The following is a 21,642-nucleotide window of genomic DNA, read 5'->3' as shown; positions in this document are numbered from 1 at the left end:
TGCTGCGGCTGACGGGCAGGCTGGACCGCGAGGCGCTGCGCGCCGCGGTCGCCGACGTGGCCCGGCGGCACGAGACGCTGCGCACCGTCTTCCCCAGCCGGGACGGCCGCCCAGAGCCGCGGGTGCTGGACGGCGTGCCGGACCTGACCGTCACCGGGCTCATCGGCAGGTCGGAGCTGGACGCCGCGATCCGGCGGACGGCGCTGCGGCCGTTCGACCTGGCGTCGGAGCCGCCGATGCGGGCGGAGCTGTTCGCGTTGCCTCCGGTCGGCGGGCGGGACGAGCACGTGCTGGCCCTGATGTTCCACCACATCGCGATCGACGGGTGGTCCCTCGGCCCGCTGGAGCGGGACCTGGCCACCGCCTACGCCGCGCGGGCACGCGGCGAGGAGCCCGGCTGGCCGCCGCTGCCCGTCGGCTATGCCGACTACGCCCGATGGCAGCGCGAGCTGCTCGGCGACCCCGCCGACCCGGGCAGCCTGATGAGCGAGCAGACCGCCCACTGGCGCACCGCGCTGACCGGACTGCCCGACGAGATCGCGCTGCCCGCCGACCGGCCCCGACCGGCGGTGCCCGGGTATCTGGGCGGGTCCGTGCCCTTCACGCTCCCGTCCGGTCTGCGCCGGCGGCTGCTGGCGGTGGCACAGACCGGTCAGGCGACGCTGTTCATGGCGTTGCAGGCCGGGCTGGCCGCACTGCTGACCCGGCTGGGCGCGGGCACCGACGTACCGATCGGCGCACCCGTGGCAGGCCGCACCGACGAGGCACTGACCGACCTCGTCGGCTTCTTCACGAACACGCTGGTGCTGCGCACCGACACCTCCGGGAACCCGACCTTCCGCGAACTGCTGACCCGGGTCCGCGAGACCGACCTGGCCGCCTTCGCCAACCAGGACGTGCCGTTCGAGAGCCTGGTCGAGGCGATCAACCCGCCGCGGGTGCCGGGCCGTACCCCGCTGTTCCAGGTGATGCTCGGCCTGGTGGACGTCTCCCCCGCCGGGAGCGGGGTCGCGGAGCCGTCGATGGCGCTGGATCCGGCGTACTCGCTGTACGGGTTCGGCGGCGCCAAGTGCGACCTGCAGTTCGGCTTCACCGACGACCGCTCCGCCGAGGACGGGGTGGAGGGTGTGCTGCAGTACGCCGTCGACCTGTTCGACCGGGCCACCGCCGAGATGATCGCGGCGCGGCTGGTGCGGCTGCTGGAGGCGGTCGCCGCCGACCCCGACACCCCGATCGGCGCGGTGGACCTGCTCGACCCCGCCGAACGCCGCCTGCTGCTCACCGGATGGAACGACACCGCCGCCCCCATCCCGCCCGGCAACCTCGCCGAACTGTTCGAGGCGCGGGTCGCGGCCGATCCGCACGCCGAGGCGGTGGTCTGCGGCGAGGTCCGCCTGAGCGCGGCCGAACTCAACGGCCGGGCCAACGCCCTGGCCCGCCGCCTGATCGCCGCCGGCGTCGGACCCGAATCACCCGTCGCGGTACTCATGGAGCGCTCCGCCGACGTGGTGACGGCCCTGCTGGCCGTCACCAAGGCCGGCGGCGCCTACGTCCCCCTGCACCCCGCCCTGCCCGTGAGCCGGATGCGCTGGATCGTCGAACGGACCGGCGCACGGGTGGTGCTGACCGACACCGCCTACGCCAAGCACGAACTGGCCGAACACGCCCACGCCACCGACGGCCTCCAGGCCATGACCACCGGCGACGACACCCACCCCGACAACCTGAATCTCGGCATCTCCCCCGACCGGCTGGTGTACGCGATGTTCACCTCCGGCTCCACCGGCACCCCCAAGGGCGTCGCCGTCACCCACAAAAACATCCGCTCCTTCGCCACCGACCGCCTCTGGAACACCCCCGCCCACCGGCGGGTCCTGTTCCACACCGCCTCCTCCTTCGACGTGTCCATGTACGAACTATGGGTCCCCCTCCTCAACGGAGGCACCATCGTCGTCGCGCCCCCCGGCATCGTCGACGCCACCACCCTCACCTGGGCCCTCGACGACGAACACGTCACCGCGATCTTCCTGTCCACCGGCCTGTTCAACACCCTGGCACCCGACCACCCCGGCCTGCTCGCCCGCATCCCCGAACTGTGGATCGCCGGCGAAGCCGCCTCCCCCGCAACCGTGGAACGGGTCCTGGCCGCCGGAGCCGGCACCGTCTTCAACGGCTACGGCCCCACCGAGACCACCGTCTACGCCACCGCCCACCCCATCACCACCCCCGGCCCCCCCGTCCCCATCGGCCGGCCCCTGGACAACACCCGCGCCTACGTCCTGGACCACCACCTCCAACCCGTCCCCCCCGGCGTCCCCGGCGAGCTCTACCTCGCCGGCGACCACCTGGCCCGCGGCTACCTCGGCCGGCCCGACCTGACCGCCGAACGCTTCATCGCGTGCCCGTACGGCGAACCCGGCACCCGGATGTACCGCACCGGCGACCTCGCCCGATGGCTGCCCGACGCCACCCTCGACTACCTCGGCCGCGCCGACGACCAAGTCAAGATCCGCGGCATCCGCATCGAACTCGGCGAGATCGAGAACGTACTGGGCCGCCATCCCGAGCTCAGGCAGGTGGTCACCGTGGTGCGCGAGGACCAGCCCGGCGACCGGCGGCTGGCCGCCTACCTCGTCCCGCACGTCGCGGGCACCGGCGGCGAGGGCGAACTCGCCGCCCGGGTGCGGCGTTTCGCCGAGGACAACCTGCCCGCCTACATGGTCCCGGCGGCCCTCACCGTCATGGACACCCTGCCCCTCAACCACAGCGGCAAGGTCGACCGCCACGCCCTGCCCGCCCCCACCTGGCAGGACACCACCGCCACCGCCTTCGTCCCACCCCGCACCGACGCCGAACACCTCATCACCGACGTCTGGACCGACGTCCTGGACACCACCCGCATCGGCGTCCACGACGACTTCTTCGCCCTCGGCGGCAACTCCCTGCTCGCGATCAGGGTGGCCGCCAGGATCCGCGCCGCCGTAGACCTGGAGATCCCGATCAATGTGATCTTCGCCAACCCCACCGTCGAGAAGCTGGCCGACGCCGTGGAGGCACTGCTGATCGCCGACATCGAGGGACAGGGCGCCTGAGCGCCGCCGTCCCGCAAGGAGGAAACCGTAGATGACCGACCAGCTGTCGGAACGCGCCGTCACGCTTTCGGCCGACAAGCGCGCCCTGCTGGCGCAGCGATTACGAGCACGCGCGGCGACCGTCACGGTCCGGCCCCGCTCCCCCGAGACCGAGCCGCCGCCGTCCAGCGGGCAGGAACGCCTGTGGTTCATGGAGCAGCTCGCCCCGGGCAACACCGCGTACACGATGCCGCTGACGCTGCGGCTGACCGGCGAACTGGACGCCACGCTGCTGGAGGCCGCGCTGACCGCGCTGGTCGCCCGGCACGAGGCGCTGCGGATGCGCTTCCCCAGCCGGGACGGGCGGCCGCGGGTCGTCATCGACGAACCCGGCCCCGCCACGCTGAAGGTCGTGACGGCCGGCGACGCCGCCCACGCGGCCGAGATCGTCGGTGCGGAGGTCAGGCGGCCGTTCGACCTGGCCGCCGACGCGCTGCTGCGGGCCACGCTGGTCCGCCTCGCGCCGGACGACCACGTGCTGCTGCTCGCCGTACACCACGTCGTCAGCGACGGCCGGTCGCTGGAGATCATGGCCGACGAGCTGTTCGCCCTGTACGCCGGGCTGCGCGACGGCGCCCCGGCGGAGCTGCCGCAGCCGCAGACGCAGTTCGGCGACTTCGCCGTGTGGGAGCGGGAACGGCTGGGCGGGCCCGAGGCCGAGCCCGACGTCGCGTTCTGGCGCGAGCAGCTCACCGGGATGCCCGACCTGGAGCTGCCCACCGACCACCCGCGTCCGGCCGAGCAGCGCTTCGAGGGCGCGCTGTCCGCCTTCGCCTGGGACGCGAAGCTGACCGAGGCGGTCCGCGAACTCGGCAGGGCGCACGGCGCCACGCTCTACATGACGCTGCTCGCCGCCTACCAGGCGGTCCTCGCCCGGCTCGCCGGGCAGGACGACTTCGGCGTCGGCTCGCCGGTGGCCGGACGGCCCCACCGGGAGCTGGAGGGCGTGGTCGGCTCCTTCGTCAACATGGTGACGCTGCGCAGCCGCACCGGTGACGACCCGACGGTCGCCGAGCACCTGCTGCGCACCCGCGAGACCGTGCTGGGCGCGCTCGGCCACCAGGACCATCCCTTCCACCAGCTCGTCAACGACCTGCGGGTGGAGCGCGACCCCAGCCGGTCGGCGATCTTCCAGGTGACCTTCGCGCTGAACAACCGGGCCGAGCCGCGCCGCGGCGTCGCCGGGTTGGAGATCGCGCCGTTCGAGTTCCCGCTCACCATCACCCAGTTCGACCTCGCGCTGTACGTCACCGAGACCGACGAGGGGCTGGAGGGGTTCTTCACCTACCGCACCGACCTGTTCGAGGCCGCGTCCGTCGAGCGCGTCGAGCGCGCGATGCGGCGCTTCCTGGAGCAGGCCGTCGCCGACCACGGGCGCCGCCTGTCGGAGGTGTCGCTGCTCGGCGACGCCGAACGCGAGGCGCTGCTCGGCGAGTGGGCCGGCACCCGCACCTGGGAGCCGTCGCACCGCACGCTCGGCGAGATGGCCGAGGCCCAGGCGCAGCGGACCCCGGACGCCCCGGCCCTCGTGGCCGGGGACCGGTCGCTCACCTTCGCCGAACTGCACGGCCGGGCGAACCGTCTGGCCAGGCGGCTGCGCGGCATGGGCGTCGGCCCCGACACCCGCGTCGCGATCTGCCTGGAGGGCAACGTGGACGCCGCCGTGGCGATCCTCGCGGTGCTCAAGGCGGGCGGCGCCTACCTGCCGCTGGACCCCGAGCAGCCGGCCGACCGGCTGGAGTTCCTGCTCGCCGACTCCTCGGCGGTCCTGCTGGTCACCGGCTCGTCGCTGCGCGACCGGGCGCCCGGCTACACCGGACCCGTCGTGGAGCTCGACCACCCCGGCGACGCCTCCGGCGAGGGCGACGGCCCGCTGGAGCCGCTGGCCGGACCCGATGACCTCGCCTACGTGATCTACACCTCCGGCACCACCGGCCGCCCCAAGGGTGTCGGCGTCACCCACCGCCACATCGTGGCCTACCTGGAGTACATCCGCGCCGAGTACGGCATCGTGCCCGACGCCCACTTCGGCCTGCTGCAGTCGCTCGCCTTCGACTTCAGCATGCTGATGTTCTACCTGCCGCTCACCGGCGGCGGCACCCTGCACCAGCTGCCGCGCCGCGGCTCCGCGCCCGAGCTGGCCGAGGCCATCGCGGACCTGGACTACCTGAAGATGACGCCCTCGCACCTGGCCGCCCTCGGCGCCGAGGTGGAGCCGGAGCGGCTGCTGCCGCGCCGCGCGCTCATCCTGGCGGGCGAGGCGTCGCCCACCGCGTGGGTCCGCGACCTCGCCTCCCGCACCGGCTGCGCGGTCTTCAACAGCTACGGCCCCACCGAGACCGTCGTCGCGGTGACCACCGAGCGGGTCGACCCCGAGGCGGCGGCGCCCGGCACCGCCTGGCCCATCGGCCGCCCGCTGCCCGGCGCCCGCGTCTACGTGCTGGACCGGGCGCTGCGCCTGGTCCCGCCGGGCGTCGCCGGCGAGCTGTACATCGGCGGCGACACCCTGGCCCGCGGCTACCTCGGCCGCCCCGGGCTGACCGCCGAACGCTTCGTCGCCGACCCCTACGGCGAGCCGGGTGCGCGGATGTACCGCACCGGCGACCTGGTGCGCCGCCTCGACGACGGACGGCTGGAGTTCCTGGGCCGCACCGACCACCAGGTGAAGATCCGCGGCTACCGGGTGGAACTCGGCGAGATCGAGGCCGCGCTCGCCACCCTGCCCGGCGTCGTCCAGGGCGTGGTGGACCTGCGCGGCGACCACCTGACGGCCTGGCTGGAGAAGGAACCGGACGCCGCGGAGGCGCCGGTGGCCGAACTGCGGGCGCACCTGCTGGACCGGCTGCCCGAGTACATGGTCCCCGGCCGCTTCGCCTGGCTCGACCGGTTCCCGCTGCAGGCGCACGGCAAGGTCGACCGCCGCGCACTGCCCGACCCCGAACCCGAACGCGCCGACCAGCGAGCCGGCTACACCGCCCCGGAGGGACCCGTCGAGGAGGCCGTCGCCGCCATCTGGGCGGGCGTGCTGGACCTGGAACAGGTCGGCGCGAACGACGACTTCTTCGATCTCGGCGGCCACTCGCTGCTGGCCACCCAGGTCGTGGCGAGGATGCGCAAGGCGTTCCCCGACAGCAGACCGCCCATCGGCGTGCTGGAGATGTTCAAGAACCCGACCGTCGCCCAGCTCGCGAAGCTGATCGTCGAACGGCGCGGGGAGACCGCCGGGCCGCGGCGGATGCTCGCCGAGCTGACCCGCCCGATCGCCCCGAAGGACCACCGCGGCACCGTCATCTGCGTGCCGTACGGCGGCGCCAACGCGGTCGTCTACCAGACGCTCGCCGACGCCATGCCCGCCGGCTACTCCCTCTACGCGGTCGCCGCCCCCGGCCGCGAACCGGGCGAGGAGGCGCAGCTCCCCTTCGCCGAGGTCGCCGCGCAGTGCGTCAAGGAGATCGCCCAGCACGTCCAGGGCCCCCTGGTCATCTACGGGCACTGCGCGCCCGGCAGCGCCCTGGCCATCGAGCTGGCCAGGCAGGTCGAGGCGTCCGGACGCCAGCTGGACGCCCTCTACCTCGGCGGCATCTTCCCCTTCGCCAAGCCCAGGGGCCGCCTCCTCGGCCCGCTCAGCACGCTGATCAACGACCGTCTGCACGGCACCCGCAGCATCGCGGCCGAACTGCGCGCGCTCGGCGGCGACATGACCGGCCTCGACGAGGAACAGGTGACGTTCACCGTCGAGCTGATGCGCCAGGACGGCCGGATGGCCGAGGAGTACTTCACCGACCTGTTCGCCACCGAACAGCCGCGGCTGAAGGCGCCGATCGTCTCGGTCGTCGGCGAGCGCGACCCCAGCACCGAGTTCTACCAGGAGCGCTTCAAGGAGTGGTGCTTCCTGTCGGAGACGGCGTCGCTGGTCGTCATCGACGAGGCCGGGCACTTCTTCCCCAAGTACCGCGCCGACGAACTGGCCCGCATCGTCACCGGTACGCACCGCGCCGACGACACCTGGCGCGAGGAGCACTCCCGCGAGGCGGGCGGCACCTGGTGGCTGCAGGAGACCGTGCACCGGAAGGCCGCGCGCACCGAGCGTGAGCCGAGCATGGGCCGCTTCCTGCCCGTCGCGCTGGGCCAGCTGGTGTCGCTGGTCGGGTCGGCGCTCACCGAGTTCGCGGTGCCGATCTGGATCTTCCAGAAGACCGGATCGATGGCCCACTTCGGGCTCATCGCGCTGCTCGCCCTGGTACCGGGCATCATCGTGGCGCCGCTGGCGGGCGCGGTGGTCGACCGCTACGACCGGCGGCGCGTGATGATCGCCGGTGACGCCGCGTCGGGCCTCACCCAGGCGGTGATGCTCGCGCTGCTGCTGACCGACCGGCTCACCGTCGGCCCGCTGTACGGGCTGATAGCGATCGTCTCCGTCTCGGTGACGTTCCAGCGGCTCGCCTACCAGGCGTCGATACCGCAGCTGGTGCCCAAGCGCTACCTGGGCCACGCCAACGGCATCGTGCAGCTCGCCATCGGCAGCGGGCAGTTCCTGGCCCCGCTCATCGCGGTCGGCATGCTCGCCGCGATCGGGCTGGAGGGCATCCTGACCGTCCAGGTCGCCGCCTATGCGTTCGCCGTCCTGGTGGTCCTGCTGGTGAAGTTCCCCACCGCGCTGGGTCTGCGCCGCCGCGAGCCGATCTCCGCGGAGATCGTCAACGGCTTCCGGTACTCGCTGGGACACCGCGGTTTCCGCGCGATGCTGTTCTTCTTCGCCGGGGTGAACCTGTTCCTGGCGCCCATGTTCGTCATGGTCTCGCCGCTGGTGCTGTCGTTCTCCACCCTGGCCGCCGCCGGCACGGTGGCGGTCGCGGGCGGCGCCGGCGCGATCGTGGGCGGCCTGGTGATGAGCCTGTGGGGCGGCCCGACCCACCGCAGGCTGCGCGGCGCGATCGCCTCGGCCGGGCTGATGGCGCTCGCGGGCCTGGTCACCGGCCTGCAGCCCAACCTGTGGCTGATCGGCGCCGGCGCGTTCGGCATGTCCTTCTCGCTGTCGCTGATCAACGGCATCATCGCCACGATCATCCAGGTGAAGGTGCCGCACCGCTTCCAGGGCCGGATCATCGCGGTCAACACCATGATCGCCGCAGCGACCGTGCCCATCGGCTTCGGCGTCGTCGCGCCGCTCGCCGCTCCCCTGCTCGACCCGCTGATGGCCGCCGGCGGCCCGCTCGCCGGAACCGTCGGCGCGCTCATCGGCACCGGCCCGGGACGCGGGCTGGGGCTGTTCTACCTGATCTGCGGGCTCGCCCTGGGCCTGCTGACCCTCGCCGGGATGCGCGTCAGGAGGCTGGCGCGCTTCGACGACGAGGTGCCCGACGCCAAGCCCGACGACCTCATCGGCATCGAAGAGCTGGAAAGGACCCACGCCGCATGAACACCACCATCGACTGGGAGGTCAGGGACGGCAGACCCGCCGCGGCCGACGTCCAGGGGTCCGACCTGGACCGGACCTGCGAATGGCTGAGGGAGAACCGCGAGGCCATCCGCGCGGGACTGGACGAGCACGGCGCCGTCTACCTGCGGGGCCTGCCGATCAAGACCGTCGAGGACTTCGCCGAGGTCCGTGACGCGCTGGTCTCCAAACTCGCCGGGTACGTCGAGAAGGCCACCCCGCGCAGCCACTTCGGCAAGGACGTCTACTCCTCCACCGACCTGCCGCCCTCGCACGCGATCCGCCCGCACAACGAGAACAGCTACGCGCTGAGCTTCCCCGGCATCCTGATGTTCGGCTGCCTCGTCGCCCCCGACGAGGGCGGCGCGACCCCGGTCACCGACGTGCGCAAGGTCCTGCGGGACATCCCCGCGCCGCTCGCCGCCCGGTTCCGCGAGCACGGCTGGTCACTGGTGCGCAACTACGGCGAGCACATCAGCCTGGGCTGGCGCACCGCCTTCGCCACCGAGGACAGGGACGAGGTGGCCGCCTACTGCGCGGACAACCACATCGCCCACGAGTGGGTCGGCGACGACCAGCTCCGCACGAGACAGCGCCGCTCGGCCGTCATCCGCCACCCCGGGACCGGCGAGGAGGTCTGGTTCAACCACACCGTCTTCTGGAACGAATGGGCACTCGACCCCGACGTGCGCGAGGTGTTCATCGACGACCTGGGCCATGAGAACCTGCCCTTCAACACCGCCTACGGCGACGGCGAGCCGATCTCCAGGGAGGACATCGAGACGATCGACGAGGCCTACCGCCGGGCCACGGTCAGGGAGACCTGGCAGGTGGGCGACATCCTCATCGTCGACAACATCCTGTCGGCGCACGCCCGCGAGGCGTTCAAGGGACAGCGGAAGATCGTGGTCGCCATGGGCGACCCGATCGCGCTGTCGGACTGCTCCCCCACCGTCCAGCCGCTGGCCGGCTTCGCCGAGCCCGCCAAGTCCGCCGTGACCGCAGCCGCCCCGGCCGCGCAGGACGCCAAGCCCGCCAAGCGCCGCTGGTTCGGCCGCCGTTCCTGACCCGTCACCAGGCCGCCGGCCCCGGGGCCGGCGGCCTCAGACGTTGCCCAGCACCCGGGTGACGCTGATCTCGATCACCACCCGGGCCGGGTTCTCCCGGGGCATCCGGTAGCGCAGCTCGTACCGGCGCTCGGCGTCCTCGACCGCCTCACGGTCACGGCGGACCACCGCCCGCCCCTCCAGGGTGGACCAGCGGCGCCCGTCCACCTGGCAGACCGCCACCGGCGCCCCCTCCTCGCCGATCTCCGGCAGATTGCGGGCCTTGCGCGACGTGCCCGAGGTGATCACCCGGGCGATTCCGGAGTCGACGTCCAGCGTCACCCCCACGGGGACGACGTGCGGCGTGCCGTCGGCCCGGAGCGTGGTCAGCGTGCACAGGTGGCGCTCCCGCCAGAACTCGCGGAAATCCTCCCCCTGCCCCTTCAGCACGCCGCCCTTCCCGATGTCCATACCTGTTCCTTCGGTTCCCATCCGCAGCCGGATGCCCGTCTCACCACCGAGCCGGATCCTCCCATACGCCGCGAACCGGGCCGTACGATAAGGGGGTGATCATCCGTCAGAGCCAGCTCGTCATCGACTGCGCCGACCCGGCGCGGCTCGCCGCGTTCTGGGGGACGCTCCTGGACGCCGCCCCCGTGGACCGCGACCCCGGCTGGTCCAGCATCGACCCGCCGGGAGGACTGCGCCTGGCCTTCCAGCGGGTCCCCGAACCGCGGCCCGGAAAGAACCGGCTCCACCTCGACCTCGACGTGGAGGACCTCACCGGCGCCGCCGACGCCGCGGTCGCACTGGGCGGACGGCGGTCGGGCGCCCCCCGGCGCGACGCCGCCGGAGCCTTCCAGGTCATGCACGACCCGGAGGGCAACGAGTTCTGCTTCTTGACTTCCTCCCGGCCCTGAAGGACGGGGCTCGCGCCCTTCGAGTTCAGGTCAGCGGTCCAGCATCTCCAGATAGTGCCGGTTGTACATGACACCCAGCACATTGCCGAACGGGTCGATCACCGAGGCGGTGACGAAACCGGGGCCGCGCTCGGTCGGCTTGTCGTGCGCCGCGGCGCCCAGGGACAGCAGCCGCCCGAAAGCGGCCTCGATGTCGTCCACGTGCCAGTACACCACCACGCCGCCGGCCGTACCGGGGTGCGGGTGCGGCGCGAAGCGGCTGTCGACGATCCCCAGCTCGTGCTGGTGGTCGCCGACGCGGAACTCGACGTAGGCGGGCGCCCCGCCGGCCGAACGCTCGAAGTACGGCTCGACACCGAGCACCTCGGCGTACCAGCGGACGGCGGCGGCGACGTCATCGGCGAAGAGACTGACGGTCGTGAGGCCTCGCAGCATGGACGGTTCCTTCCTCGAAGGGTGTTCCCCGGTGGGTGACATCACCAATGCTCCACGGCAAAGTGCTCATCTTCTGCGCACTTTTACGGAAGAATCCGGACCATGCGCGCCGACCGCCTCGTGGCCGTCCTGATGCTGATGCAGACCCGCGGCAGGGTCACCGCCGCCGAGCTGGCCGCCGAACTCGAGGTGTCCGTCGCCACCGCCCGCCGCGACCTGGAGGCGCTGTCAGCGGCCGGCGTCCCCGTCTACCCCCAGCCCGGCCGCGGCGGCGGCTGGTCCCTGGTCGGCGGCGCCCGCACCGACCTCAGCGGCCTGACAGCCGCCGAGGCACGGGCGCTGTTCCTGCTCGTCGGCCCCGCCGCGTCCCTCTCGGACCACGCCAGGGCGGCACTCCGCAAACTCATGCGAGCCCTGCCCGGAACCTTCCGCGCCGACGCCGAAGCCGCCGCCGAGGCCACGGTCACCGACCCCGTCCGGTGGGGCGGACACGACCGCCCCCGGCCCCCGGTGATCGACCTGCTGCAGACCGCCGTGATCCGGCGGCACAGAATCCGCCTCACCTACGCCGGCCACACCGGGAAACAGACCGAACGCCTCGTCGACCCGTGGGGCCTGATCGACAAAGACGACGTCTGGTACCTCCTCGCCGGAACCGACCGGGGACGACGCACCTTCCGCGCCGACCGGATCACCCACGCCGAGCCGACCGGCGAACCCGCCGACCGCCCCGACGACTTCACCCTCGCCACCGCCTGGCAGGAGGTCTCCGACGAGATCGAACGACGCCGCTCCCGCACCTGGGCGACCGTGCTCATCGAGGAGCGGTTCGCCCCGATCCTGCGCGACCGGTTCGGCCGGCACTGCCACATCGACGGCGAACCCGACCGGGGACGCGTCCGGGTCCGCCTCGCCGCCCCGACCCCCCTGGACATCGCCCGCGACCTCGCCGGCTGGGGCTCCCTGATCGAAATCGTCGAACCACGCTCGGTCCGGGACGAACTCGCCCGCATCGGCACCGAACTCGTCACCCGCCACTCTCATGGCGACGCTGGCGCGTCGCGGCTCGGGGGCTGGTAACCGGTGCCTTCCCTCGTCACTCCGCCGCTTCGCGGCTGCGTTCCTCAGTCCAGACACCGGCGCCCCCTCGCGGGTCCAGACACCGGCGCCCCCGAGCGGGACCGGTCAGCGGCCGCCGCTGTAGACCACCCGCTCGGGCGTCACCCGCACCGTGACCCGCTTCTCGCCCGGCTGCCGGTACGGATAGGTGTCCACACCGAGGTACTTCTTCGCCAGCCGGTCGATGACCCCGTCGGCGCCCTCCTCCTCCATCGTCGCGGCGCCGGACACGCTGACCAGGTGGAAGGCGTCCTCGGGGTCCAGCACGCTCACCGACACCCGGGGATCGGCGCGCAGGTGGCGGTCCTTGGCGCGGCCCAGGGCCGTGTTGAAGATCACGTCATCGCCGTCGACGTCGACCCAGACGACGGTGTTGTGCAGCGATCCGTCGGGCCGGACCGTGGTCACCCAGCCGTGGATCGGCCGCCGGAGCAGTTCCTTGGCGTCCTCGTTCAGCTTTCCCATCGTCAACCCCTGTCTCAATCGGCACTCTGTCATCCTCGAACGTCTTTCCTCCCTTCCCTATGCCCTCTTTTCGGTTTGTCACGAGCATTCGCCTTTACAAAGTAAGACAAGGGCCGAGCCGGGGACGGGCAAGATCGGGAAAAGACTTCCAGCCGGGCGGAGCCGCCACCCCGGGTGCGGGCATCGATCATGTGGCGGGGCCGGCGGGCCGGAGTGAGCGGGCGCACCCGGACGCACCGCCCGGCGGGCGCGGACGGAAGCCGCAGAACGGCCGGGCACCGGAGGCTACGGACGCGCCGGACGGCACTGGACGGCCATGTAAGGCCAGGTACGGCGATGGAGTGCGATGGGCGGCGGGCGGACGGACGGACGGGTCCGGGTGGCGATCCGGGTGGAGGGCACCGTACAGGGGGTGGGTTTCCGCCCCTTCGTGTACGGCCTGGCCACCCGGCTCGGCCTGGACGGGCTGGTCGGCAACGACGAACGCGGGGTGTTCATCGAGGCCGAGGGAGCGCCGGAGCTGGTCGGGGAGTTCACCGCGGCGCTGCGGGACGACGTGCCGCCGCTGGCGGCGGTGGAGCGCGTCGCCGCCGCACCCGTCCCGGTCACCGGCCGGGCCGGGTTCGCCGTCGTGCCCAGCTCCCCGGGCGGGCGGCGCCGGGCGCTCGTCGCCCCGGACGCGGCGACCTGCGCCGACTGCCTGCGCGAGATGGACGACCCGGCCGACCGGCGGTACGGCTACCCGTTCGTCAACTGCACGAACTGCGGGCCCCGCTTCACCATCGTCACCGACCTGCCGTACGACAGGCCGAACACCACGATGGCGGGGTTCGCCATGTGCGGCGACTGCGAGCGGGAGTACCACGACCCGGCCGACCGGCGCTTCCACGCCCAGCCGGTGTGCTGCCCGGCGTGCGGGCCCCGGCTGCGGCTGCTCGGCCCGGACGGCCGCGAATCCGCCCCTCCCCCGAGCGGCCTTCCCGGCCCTCCCGGCCGGGGCGGCTCCCCTCCCCCGCCATTCTCCGCCGTCCCGGACCGAGCCGCCCCCAGCCGGACCTCCTCCGGCGGAGCCGTTCCGGATCAAGCCGTCCCGGATCGGGCCGTCCCGGGCGGAGCCGTCCTGGAGGCGGCCGCCGCGCTGCTCCGTGCAGGGGCGGTGGTCGCGGTCAAGGGCCTGGGCGGATACCACCTGGCCGCGGTGGCCGCGTGCGAACCGGCGGTGGCGGCGCTGCGGGCCCGCAAGCGCCGCGAGGACAAGCCGTTCGCCGTCATGGCGGTGGACCCGGAGGCGGCGCGGCGGCTGTGCGAGGTGGACGAGACGGCCGAGCGGCTGCTCACCGGCGCCTCGCGCCCGATCGTCCTGCTGCCGCGGCGGCCCGGCTCGCGGCTCGCGCCGCCGGTGGCGCCGGGAGACCGGTGGCTGGGCGTCATGCTGCCCTACACCCCCCTGCATCACCTGCTGCTGCGGCGGGTCGGCGAGCCGATCGTGCTGACCAGCGGAAACCTCGGTGACGAGCCGATCGTCTACGACGACGGGGAGGCGGTGGCGCGGCTGGGCGGTGTCGCGGACGCCTTCCTGGTCCATGACCGGCCGATCCGGGCGCGCGCCGACGACTCGGTGGTCCGCGTCTTCCGCGGCGGGCCGCTGCCGATCCGGCGTTCCCGGGGGTACGCGCCGCGCCCGCTGCCCCTCCCCCGGCCGGCCCCGCGGCCCGTGCTCGCCTGCGGTGCGGAGCTGAAGCACACCTTCTGCCTGGCCAGGGGAGGGCAGGCGTTCGTCTCCCCGCATGTCGGGGACCTGGAGAACCACGAGACGTTCCGGTCCTTCACCGAGGGGGCGGACCACCTGCGGCGGCTGCTCGGCGTCACGCCGCGTCTCGTGGCCCACGACCTGCACCCGGAGTACCTGTCCACCAAGTACGCGCTCGCCCTGGAGGACGTCGACCGGACGGGGGTGCAGCACCACCACGCGCACGTGGCGTCCTGCCTGGCCGACAACGGCGTGGCCGGGCCGGTCATCGGGGTGGCCTTCGACGGCCTCGGCTACGGCGCCGACGGGACGCTGTGGGGCGGGGAGTTCCTCGTCGCCTGCCTGACCGGATTCGAACGGGCCGGGCACCTGGCCGCCGTGCCGATGCCGGGGGGCACGGCGGCGGTCCGGCAGCCGTGGCGGATGGCCGCCGTCCACCTCGACGCCGCCTACGCCGGGGACGTCCCCGGCGACCTGGCCGTGGTGCGGCGCAACGCCGGACGCTGGGAGGCGGTGGCCGCGATGGCCCGGCGCGGCGTGAACGCCCCGCTCACCTCCAGCGCGGGCCGGCTGTTCGACGCGGTCGCGGCGCTCGCCGGCGTCCGCGACGTGATCACCTACGAGGGGCAGGCCGCGGCGGGGCTGGAACGGCTGGCCGACGAGGGCGAGCGGGACGGGTACGGCTGCGGCCTGGCCGGCGGGGTGCCGTTCACCGTACCCGGGAGCGAGCTGGTCCTGGCCGCGGCCGAGGACCTGCGGGCGGGCACGGCGGCGGGGACGGTGGCCGCCCGGTTCCACAACGGGCTGGCCGCGGCGGTCGCGGCGGGCTGCGAGCGGCTTCGGGAGGCGCGGGGCCTGGGCACGGTGGCGCTGTCGGGGGGCGTCTTCCAGAACGTCCTGCTGCTGGGACGGACCGTCGCCCTGCTGGAGGACCGCGGCTTCGCCGTCCTGACGCACCGGCGGGTGCCGCCCGGCGACGGCGGGATCAGCCTCGGCCAGGCGGCGGTGGCCGCCGCCCGCGACCGGCTCGGCTGATCAGACGAAGGCGCTGTGGCCGGTGATCGCCTTGCCGACGATGAGGGTGTTCATCTCACGGCTGCCCTCGAAGGAGTAGATCGCCTCGGCGTCGGCGAAGAGCTTGGCGATCTCGTGGTCCAGCACGATGCCGTTGCCGCCGAACAGCTCGCGGGCCCGGGAGACCACTTCGCGCATCCGCGTCGTGGTGAACGCCTTGGCCAGCGCGGCCTGCTCGGGGGTGTCCCGGTCCTCCTCCGCCAGCTGCGCCAGCCGGACGAGCATGCCGAACGACGCGGTGATGTCGGCGAGCATCCGGACCAGCAGGTCCTGGATCATCTGGAAGCCCGCGATGGGGCGGCCGAACTGCACCCGTTCGACGGCGTAGGCGCGGGCCAGCTCGTAGGCGCGCACCGACACGCCCAGGGCCTGCCAGGCGACGTTGCCGCGGGTGCTGCGCAACACCTCGGCGACGTCGCGGAAGTCGTCGACGCGCTGGAGCCGGTTCGCCTCGGGCACCTCGACGCCGGTGAGGGTGATGTCGGCGTTCTGCACCGCGCGCAGGGCGATCTTCCCCTCGATCTTCGAGGTGGTGAGGCCGGGGGTGCCCTTCTCCACGACGAAGCCCTTGACCTGGTCGTCGGCCACGTCGCGGGCCCACACGACGATCAGGTCGGCGAAGGTGCCGTTGCCGATCCACCGCTTGGCGCCGTCGAGGATCCAGCGGTCGCCCTCGCGGCGGGCGGTGGTCCGCATGCCGCCGGCGACGTCGGAGCCGCCCTCGGGCTCGGTGAGCGCGAACGCGCCGATCTTGTTCCACTTGACCATGTCGGGCAGCCAGCGGTGGCGCTGCTCGTCGCTGCCGCCGCCGTCGATGCTGCCCATGGCGAGACCGGTGTGCACGCCGTAGGCGACGGCGAGGGAAGGGTCGACGCGGTTCATCTCCAGTGAGACGAACCCGCTGAACAGCGCCCGTTGCGGGGCCCGGCCGCCGAACTCGGGGTAGCCGTGCCCGGCGAGGCCGAGCTCGGCGAACTTGCCGATGACCTCGAAGGGGAACTCCGACGACTCCCATGCCGCCCGGGCGAGAGGCCGGATCTCACGGTCGAGGTACTCACGGATCTCGGCGAGCCGCGCCCGCTCGGCGTCGGTGAGCAGCTCGGCGAAGCCGAAGAAGTCCGGGTCCGGGTTGGCATGCTTTGTCATATAAATCCCCTTTTCGTTTGTTCCGGGGGTCGATGCCCGGTCCTTTCTGCTGCCCCCGGTTCCGCCGGACAGACCTCGGCGGGGCGAGACGGTGATCACTTTCAGGAAATATCCGTAAGATGCTGATCTTTCTGGAGTGCACCGATCCTGGAGGTCAGAAAGTGACGACGCTCAGCCGCCGGAACCTGCTCAGGGCGGGCGCGGGGGCGCTGCCCGCCCTCGCGCTGGGCGCCCGGCCCGCCCTGGCGGCTCCCCTGCCGGAGGTCACGGTCTCCGGTACCGCCCCCTCCTCGCTGGCCGGGTTCGACAACGTGATGAAGACCTTCGTCAAGGAGCGGGACATCTCCAACGCCCAGCTCGCGATCACCAAGTACGGCAGGCTCGTGCTGGCCCGCGGGTACACCTACTCGGACGGCTCGCACTACGTCCCGCAGACGACGCCGACCTCGCTGTTCCGCATCGCGAGCCTGAGCAAGCACATCACGGCGGCAGCGATCATGCGGCTGGTCCAGGACGGCCGGCTGAGCCTGTCGGCCCCGGTCACCACGCTGCTGGGCCTGTCGGCCGCCGTGGACCCCAGGCTCGCCGAGGTGACCGTGCTGCGCCTGCTGCAGCACCTCGGCGGCTGGGACAGGGACGCCTCGGGCGACCAGCTCTGGCTGGACCACACGATCTCCGCCGCGCTGGACGCGCCGCTGCCGATCGGTCACGACGACATCGTCCGCTACGCCACCGCACGGCCGCTGGACTTCGACCCGGGCTCGAAGATGGTCTACAGCAACTACGGCTACCTGCTGCTCGGCCGGATCGTCGAGAAGGTCTCCGGCACGGACTACGAGTCCTACGTCCGCAAGACGCTGCTCGACCCGGTGGGCGTCACCCGGATGCGGGTCGGCCGCAGCCTGCGGTCGGAGGCGCTGCCGGGTGAGGTGCCCTACGACTCCCAGTACACCCGCAAGACGGTGCTGGACGACTCCGGCACCGTGGTGCCCTACCAGTACGGCGGGTTCAACATGCCCAACCAGGACGCCAACGGCGGCTGGGTGGCCTCGGCGGTGGACCTCGTACGGTTCGCCCGCGTCTTCGACGCCGCCGGGCCGGTGCTGAACTCCACCTCCATCTCGCGGATGTTCGCCAAGCCGGAGATCGGCGTCAGCGGGGACGGCTGGTGGTACGGCGCCGGCTGGTACGTCCGCCAGGTCACCGGCCACCTCAACACCTGGCACTCGGGCGGCATGCCGGGCACCTACACCTACCTCGCCCGGCTGCAGAACGGCTTCAGCTACGCGGCCCTGTTCAACCGGCGGGAGGAGGCGGGCACGCTCGACTACGACGTGCTCAGCCCGCGGATGAACGCCGTGACGGTGACGGGCTGGCCGACGACGGACCTGTTCCCGAAGTACCTCTGAGCGGCGCGCGGGAGGCCGCCTCGGCGGCCCTGGCGACGTTGCGCGGCATGCGGCCGAAGATGACGCTGTGGAAGGGCGAGATCACCCACCAGTACAGGTGCCCGGCCAGGCCCCGGGGATGGAAGATCGCCCGCTGCCGGTAGACCGTCCGGCCCCGGTGGCGGGCGACGCTCAGCTCCAGCCACGCCAGGCCCGGCAGGCGCATCTCGGCGCGCAGCCGCAGCAGGCGGCCGGGCTCGACCTCCTCGACGCGCCAGAAGTCGACCGAGTCCCCGACGCGCAGCCGCCCGGGGTCGCGCCGCCCGCGCCGCAGTCCGACACCGCCGACGAGGCGGTCGAGGAAACCGCGGGCCCGCCAGGCGACCGGCAGGGAGTACCAGCCCGTCTCGCCGCCGATCGCCTCGATCACCGCCCACAGCGCCTCCGGGGAGGCGCCGACCTCACGGGCCCGCCGGTCGGAGTAGAGGCTGCCGCCCGCCCATCCGGGGTCGGTCGGCAGCGGGTCGCTCGGCGCCCCCGGGGTGGAGGCCGAGGACCAGCGGGTGGCGACGTTGGCGTCCCTGACGCGCTGCAGGGCCAGCTCGACGGCCCGGCGGAAGGGGACGAGCCCGCCGGGCGGGTCGGGGACGTGGCGGGCGATGTCGTGCTCGCGGCAGACGGCCTCGTTGCGCAGCGACTCCACCAGCGGGCGGGCGAGGTTCGCCGGGACGGGGGTGACCAGGCCCACCCAGTGGCTGGACAGGCCGGGGCTGAGCATCGGCACCGGGATGATCAGGCGGCGGGTCAGCCCGGCGGCCTCGGCGTAGCCGTTCATCATGTCCGCGTAGGTCAGCACGTCGGGGCCGCCGATGTCGAAGGAGCGGTTCACCTCCCCCTCGGCGCCGGCCCAGGCGACCAGGTAGCGCAGCACGTCCCGGATGGCGATGGGCTGCGTCCTGGTGCGCACCCAGCGCGGCGTCGTCATCACCGGCAGCCGCTCGGTCAGGTAGCGCAACATCTCGAAGGAGGCCGAGCCGGAGCCGATGATGACCGCGGCCCGCAGCACCACCGCCGGCACCGGGGCACGGAGGAGGATCTCCGCGACCTCGGCGCGGGAGCGCATGTGGGGCGAGAGCCCCTCGTCGGACGTGAGGCCGCCGAGGTAGACGACGCGCCGCACCCCCGCCTCACCGGCCGCCTCGGCGAACGTGGCGGCCGCGCGGCGGTCGGCCTCGGCGAAGTCGCCGCCCCCTCCCATGGTGTGGATGAGGTAGTAGGCCACGTCGATCCCGTCGAGCGCCTTCCTCGTGCTCCCGGCGTCGGTGGCGTCGGCCTGGGCGATCTCCACGCGGGAGGCCCAGGGCTGGTCGCGCAGGCTGCCGGCCGTACGGGCCATGCAGCGCACCTCGTGGCCCGCGTCGAGGAGTTCGGGCACCAGCCGCCCGCCGATGTATCCGGTCGCACCGGTGACGAGACATCTCACGCCGATGTCTTCGCGCGGAGAGGGCCGGACGGTTGCCGTCCCGGGCGGTCCGCCCGGGACTCACCGCCGCGGTCCGTTCCGTGGACCCTCGCCGTGGCGAGGGTCCACGGAACGGAGTTCAGAGCTCGTCGCGGATCCGCCTGAGGATCTCGGGGGTGCGCGAGGCCGGCTCGGCCTCGATGCAGAGCCGCTCCATCACCTCGATGTAGCGCTCCACCTCGTCGCGCTTCTCCAGGTAGACCGCGCTGGTGAGCTGCTCCAGGTAGACGATGTCCGGCAGGTCGGGCTGGGCGAAGCGCAGGATGCTGAACGGCCCGCCGGCCGCGGCGTGGCCGCCGACGCTGAACGGCACGATCTGCACCGTCACGTTCGGCAGCTCCAGCGCGGCCAGGATGTGGTCGATCTGGCCGCGCATCACCTCGGCCCCGCCGAGCGGGCGGCGCAGCACGGCCTCGTCCAGCACCGCCCACAGGTGGGGCGGGTCGGAGCCGCGCAGCACCCGCTGGCGCGCCATGCGCAGCCGTACCCGGCGCTCCAGCTCCTCCTCGCCCGCGGAGGGGAAGCCGAGCAGGATCACGGCCCGCGCGTAGTCCTCGCTCTGCAACAGACCGGGCACGAACTGGACCTCGTAGTTGCGGATGCCGGAGGCCGACTCCTCCAGGCCGACGTAGGTCTCGAACCAGTTCGGCAGGACGTCGTTGTAGTTGTGCCACCAGCCGATCTGGTTGGCCCGCTCGACGAGGCCGAGCAGGGGCCGGCGCTCGTCGTCGTCGGTCACGCCGTACAGGGTGAGGAGGTCGGCGACGTCGCGGACCCGGAAGCTCACCCGGCCGAGCTCCATCCGGCTGATCTTCGAGTGGGAGGCGCGGATGGCGTGGCCGGCCCGCTCCAGGGTGATGTCGCGTCCCTCACGGAGCCGGCGCAGCTGGGCGCCGAGCACGATCCGGAGAACCGTGGAACTGCCCCTCGGCGCGGCGATGGAGACGGGAGCGACCGGTTCACCACCGGCGTGAGGTGTGGTCATCTGGCAGTCCTTCGTGCGCGGAACGCGAGCCCCCGCCCACTCTTTGTGGCCGTCGCGAGCCTTCACCGTACTCTGATCACTCGTTCCCAGCCACAGCGAATTTTATTCTTCAACCAATTGTGACAATAAGGTCGTCGAAATCCCCGTTCTTCACTCCTCTGACGAAGGCGTCGAGGTCGTGGCGGGTGTAGACCAGGGCCGGGCCGTCGGGGTCGCGGGAGTTGCGCACGGCGACCGCGCCGCCGGGCAGGGGAGCCAGTTCGACGCAGTTGCCACTGGGGTTGCTGAACCGGCTCTTGCGCCACGCGACTCCGGCCAGCAGGGCCGCCGAGACGCCGTTGAGCTGCTCGTCCATCCTCGCCTCTCACCGGGACCGCAGGGAAGACATGCCTCGATCATAGAGCTTTGTGCAGCTGCACGTGCATCCGTACTTGCTTATGCACAACAATCATGGGCAATATAGCTATTCGCATTGCCCTTGTTACGCGAGCGTCACGCATCCCAAGGTCACAGATGACTGGTTATCCCACGCACCCCGCCCCCTCCCTCCGGGCCGAGCCCGGTGGATGGGAGCGGTGGCTGTCGATCCTCGGCCGCATCCTCCCCCCGGGCGGCCCTCCGCCCTGGTCCGGCGCCGAAGCCCCGGCCGGACAGCTCCGGCTGGCCGCGCGCGGCCTGTCCCACGATCGCTGGGCGGCCCGCACCGCGCGGGAGTTCGCCGCGGCCGCACTGGTGTCCTGGGAGCTCGAGTCCCTCGTCGACGACGCCTCCGTGGTGGTGTCGGAGCTGGTCACCAACGCGGTACGGCACGGGCTGCGGGGAGAGGTCCGCCCCCGGCCGTTCCACGACGTCCGGGTCGTCGTCTGCCACACCGAGCACGCGGTGCTGTGCGCGGTCACCGACCCCCGCGACGAGGGCCCCCTGCTGCGCGAGCCGGACTTCGAGGCCGAGAGCGGCCGCGGCCTGCAGGTCGTGCGGGGAATCTGCGAGACGTGGGGGTGGACTCCGCTGGAGACCAGCGGAAAGGCCGTGTGGGCGTCGTTCACCCTCCCCTCCGGGACCGCCCGGCGCCTGGAGGCATGCCGCTGACCTACCGGGACGGACCTCCGTACCGTGGGGAGGCGTGCCGCCCGGGTTCACCCCCGCACGCCGTGATGCCCTGAAAAATAAGAATTTTTCTCTCTTTGTCCCCTCTCGGACGTCTATCCTTAGTCGTCGGTGTTC

15 protein-coding genes are annotated in these 21,642 nt (G+C 72.7%); 8 read left to right on the top strand and 7 right to left on the bottom strand.

Features of this window, described 5'->3' with window-relative positions:
• From ACZ6W9_RS20665 to ACZ6W9_RS20655, 3 genes are all read left to right on the top strand, one after another.
• Nucleotides 1-3,092, top strand: a 3,092-nt coding sequence (locus ACZ6W9_RS20665; protein WP_470119097.1) for a non-ribosomal peptide synthetase, incomplete at its 5' end; no start/stop codon positions are given.
• Between the two features lie 31 nt (nt 3,093-3,123).
• Nucleotides 3,124-8,550 carry an amino acid adenylation domain-containing protein gene (locus ACZ6W9_RS20660; protein ID WP_470119095.1) on the top strand — a complete coding sequence of 1,809 codons (5,427 nt, stop codon included), beginning with the start codon at nt 3,124-3,126 and terminating at the stop codon, nt 8,548-8,550.
• Nucleotides 8,547-9,635 (top strand): TauD/TfdA family dioxygenase, encoded by a 1,089-nt coding sequence (locus tag ACZ6W9_RS20655; RefSeq protein ID WP_389968150.1) that lies wholly within the window; start codon nt 8,547-8,549, stop codon nt 9,633-9,635. Before ACZ6W9_RS20660 ends, ACZ6W9_RS20655 begins: the two co-directional genes overlap by 4 nt.
• A 36-nt stretch (nt 9,636-9,671) precedes the next feature.
• Here the strand turns inward: ACZ6W9_RS20655 and ACZ6W9_RS20650 are convergent, their stop codons facing one another.
• Nucleotides 9,672-10,085 carry a pyridoxamine 5'-phosphate oxidase family protein gene (locus ACZ6W9_RS20650; RefSeq protein WP_389968148.1) on the bottom strand — a complete coding sequence of 138 codons (414 nt, stop codon included), beginning with the start codon at nt 10,083-10,085 and terminating at the stop codon, nt 9,672-9,674.
• A 95-nt stretch (nt 10,086-10,180) separates the two neighbouring features.
• Between ACZ6W9_RS20650 and ACZ6W9_RS20645 the strand changes: the two genes are divergently transcribed.
• Nucleotides 10,181-10,534, top strand: a complete 354-nt coding sequence (locus tag ACZ6W9_RS20645) for a VOC family protein (protein ID WP_389968146.1) — start codon at nt 10,181-10,183, stop codon at nt 10,532-10,534.
• A 30-nt stretch (nt 10,535-10,564) separates the two neighbouring features.
• Here ACZ6W9_RS20645 and ACZ6W9_RS20640 read toward each other — a convergent pair whose 3' ends face one another.
• Complete coding sequence (locus ACZ6W9_RS20640) at nt 10,565-10,969, bottom strand: VOC family protein (RefSeq protein ID WP_389968144.1); 405 nt, start codon at nt 10,967-10,969, stop codon at nt 10,565-10,567.
• A gap of 102 nt (nt 10,970-11,071) precedes the next feature.
• Here ACZ6W9_RS20640 and ACZ6W9_RS20635 point away from each other — a divergent pair, with 102 nt between their 5' ends.
• Nucleotides 11,072-12,049 (top strand): helix-turn-helix transcriptional regulator, encoded by a 978-nt coding sequence (locus ACZ6W9_RS20635; RefSeq protein WP_389968142.1) that lies wholly within the window; start codon nt 11,072-11,074, stop codon nt 12,047-12,049.
• Nucleotides 12,050-12,154: 105 nt separating this feature from the next.
• Here ACZ6W9_RS20635 and ACZ6W9_RS20630 read toward each other — a convergent pair whose 3' ends face one another.
• Nucleotides 12,155-12,553, bottom strand: a complete 399-nt coding sequence (locus ACZ6W9_RS20630) for a PPOX class F420-dependent oxidoreductase (protein ID WP_389968140.1) — start codon at nt 12,551-12,553, stop codon at nt 12,155-12,157.
• A 346-nt stretch (nt 12,554-12,899) separates the two neighbouring features.
• On the opposite strand from ACZ6W9_RS20630, the gene hypF reads away from it, so the two are divergent.
• Complete coding sequence (gene hypF / locus ACZ6W9_RS20625; RefSeq protein WP_389968138.1) at nt 12,900-15,338, top strand: carbamoyltransferase HypF; 2,439 nt, start codon at nt 12,900-12,902, stop codon at nt 15,336-15,338.
• On the opposite strand, the gene ACZ6W9_RS20620 is transcribed toward hypF, so the two are convergent.
• A complete protein-coding gene (locus tag ACZ6W9_RS20620) occupies nt 15,339-16,523 on the bottom strand; it encodes an acyl-CoA dehydrogenase family protein (protein ID WP_389968136.1) in 1,185 nt (394 codons plus the stop codon).
• A 119-nt stretch (nt 16,524-16,642) separates the two neighbouring features.
• On the opposite strand from ACZ6W9_RS20620, the gene ACZ6W9_RS20615 reads away from it, so the two are divergent.
• On the top strand, nt 16,643-17,932 hold the full coding sequence (locus tag ACZ6W9_RS20615) for a serine hydrolase domain-containing protein (RefSeq protein WP_389968134.1): 1,290 nt from the start codon (nt 16,643-16,645) through the stop codon (nt 17,930-17,932).
• Here ACZ6W9_RS20615 and ACZ6W9_RS20610 read toward each other — a convergent pair.
• The 3 genes from ACZ6W9_RS20610 to ACZ6W9_RS20600 all read right to left on the bottom strand — a co-directional run bounded on the left by ACZ6W9_RS20610 (nt 17,862) and on the right by ACZ6W9_RS20600 (nt 20,773).
• Complete coding sequence (locus tag ACZ6W9_RS20610; RefSeq protein ID WP_470119090.1) at nt 17,862-19,394, bottom strand: SDR family oxidoreductase; 1,533 nt, start codon at nt 19,392-19,394, stop codon at nt 17,862-17,864. The genes ACZ6W9_RS20615 and ACZ6W9_RS20610 overlap by 71 nt on opposite strands.
• Before the next feature lie 118 nt (nt 19,395-19,512).
• Nucleotides 19,513-20,418 carry a helix-turn-helix domain-containing protein gene (locus tag ACZ6W9_RS20605; protein ID WP_389968130.1) on the bottom strand — a complete coding sequence of 302 codons (906 nt, stop codon included), beginning with the start codon at nt 20,416-20,418 and terminating at the stop codon, nt 19,513-19,515.
• A gap of 109 nt (nt 20,419-20,527) precedes the next feature.
• Nucleotides 20,528-20,773 carry a DUF397 domain-containing protein gene (locus ACZ6W9_RS20600; protein WP_362946186.1) on the bottom strand — a complete coding sequence of 82 codons (246 nt, stop codon included), beginning with the start codon at nt 20,771-20,773 and terminating at the stop codon, nt 20,528-20,530.
• Nucleotides 20,774-20,931: 158 nt separating this feature from the next.
• Here ACZ6W9_RS20600 and ACZ6W9_RS20595 point away from each other — a divergent pair, with 158 nt between their 5' ends.
• Nucleotides 20,932-21,507, top strand: a complete 576-nt coding sequence (locus ACZ6W9_RS20595; RefSeq protein WP_389968128.1) for an ATP-binding protein — start codon at nt 20,932-20,934, stop codon at nt 21,505-21,507.
• Nucleotides 21,508-21,642: the final 135 nt, after the last annotated feature.

This window comes from Streptosporangium sp. NPDC053982, from assembly GCF_055585205.1.
This window is presented reverse-complemented; position numbering and strand designations above follow the sequence as displayed.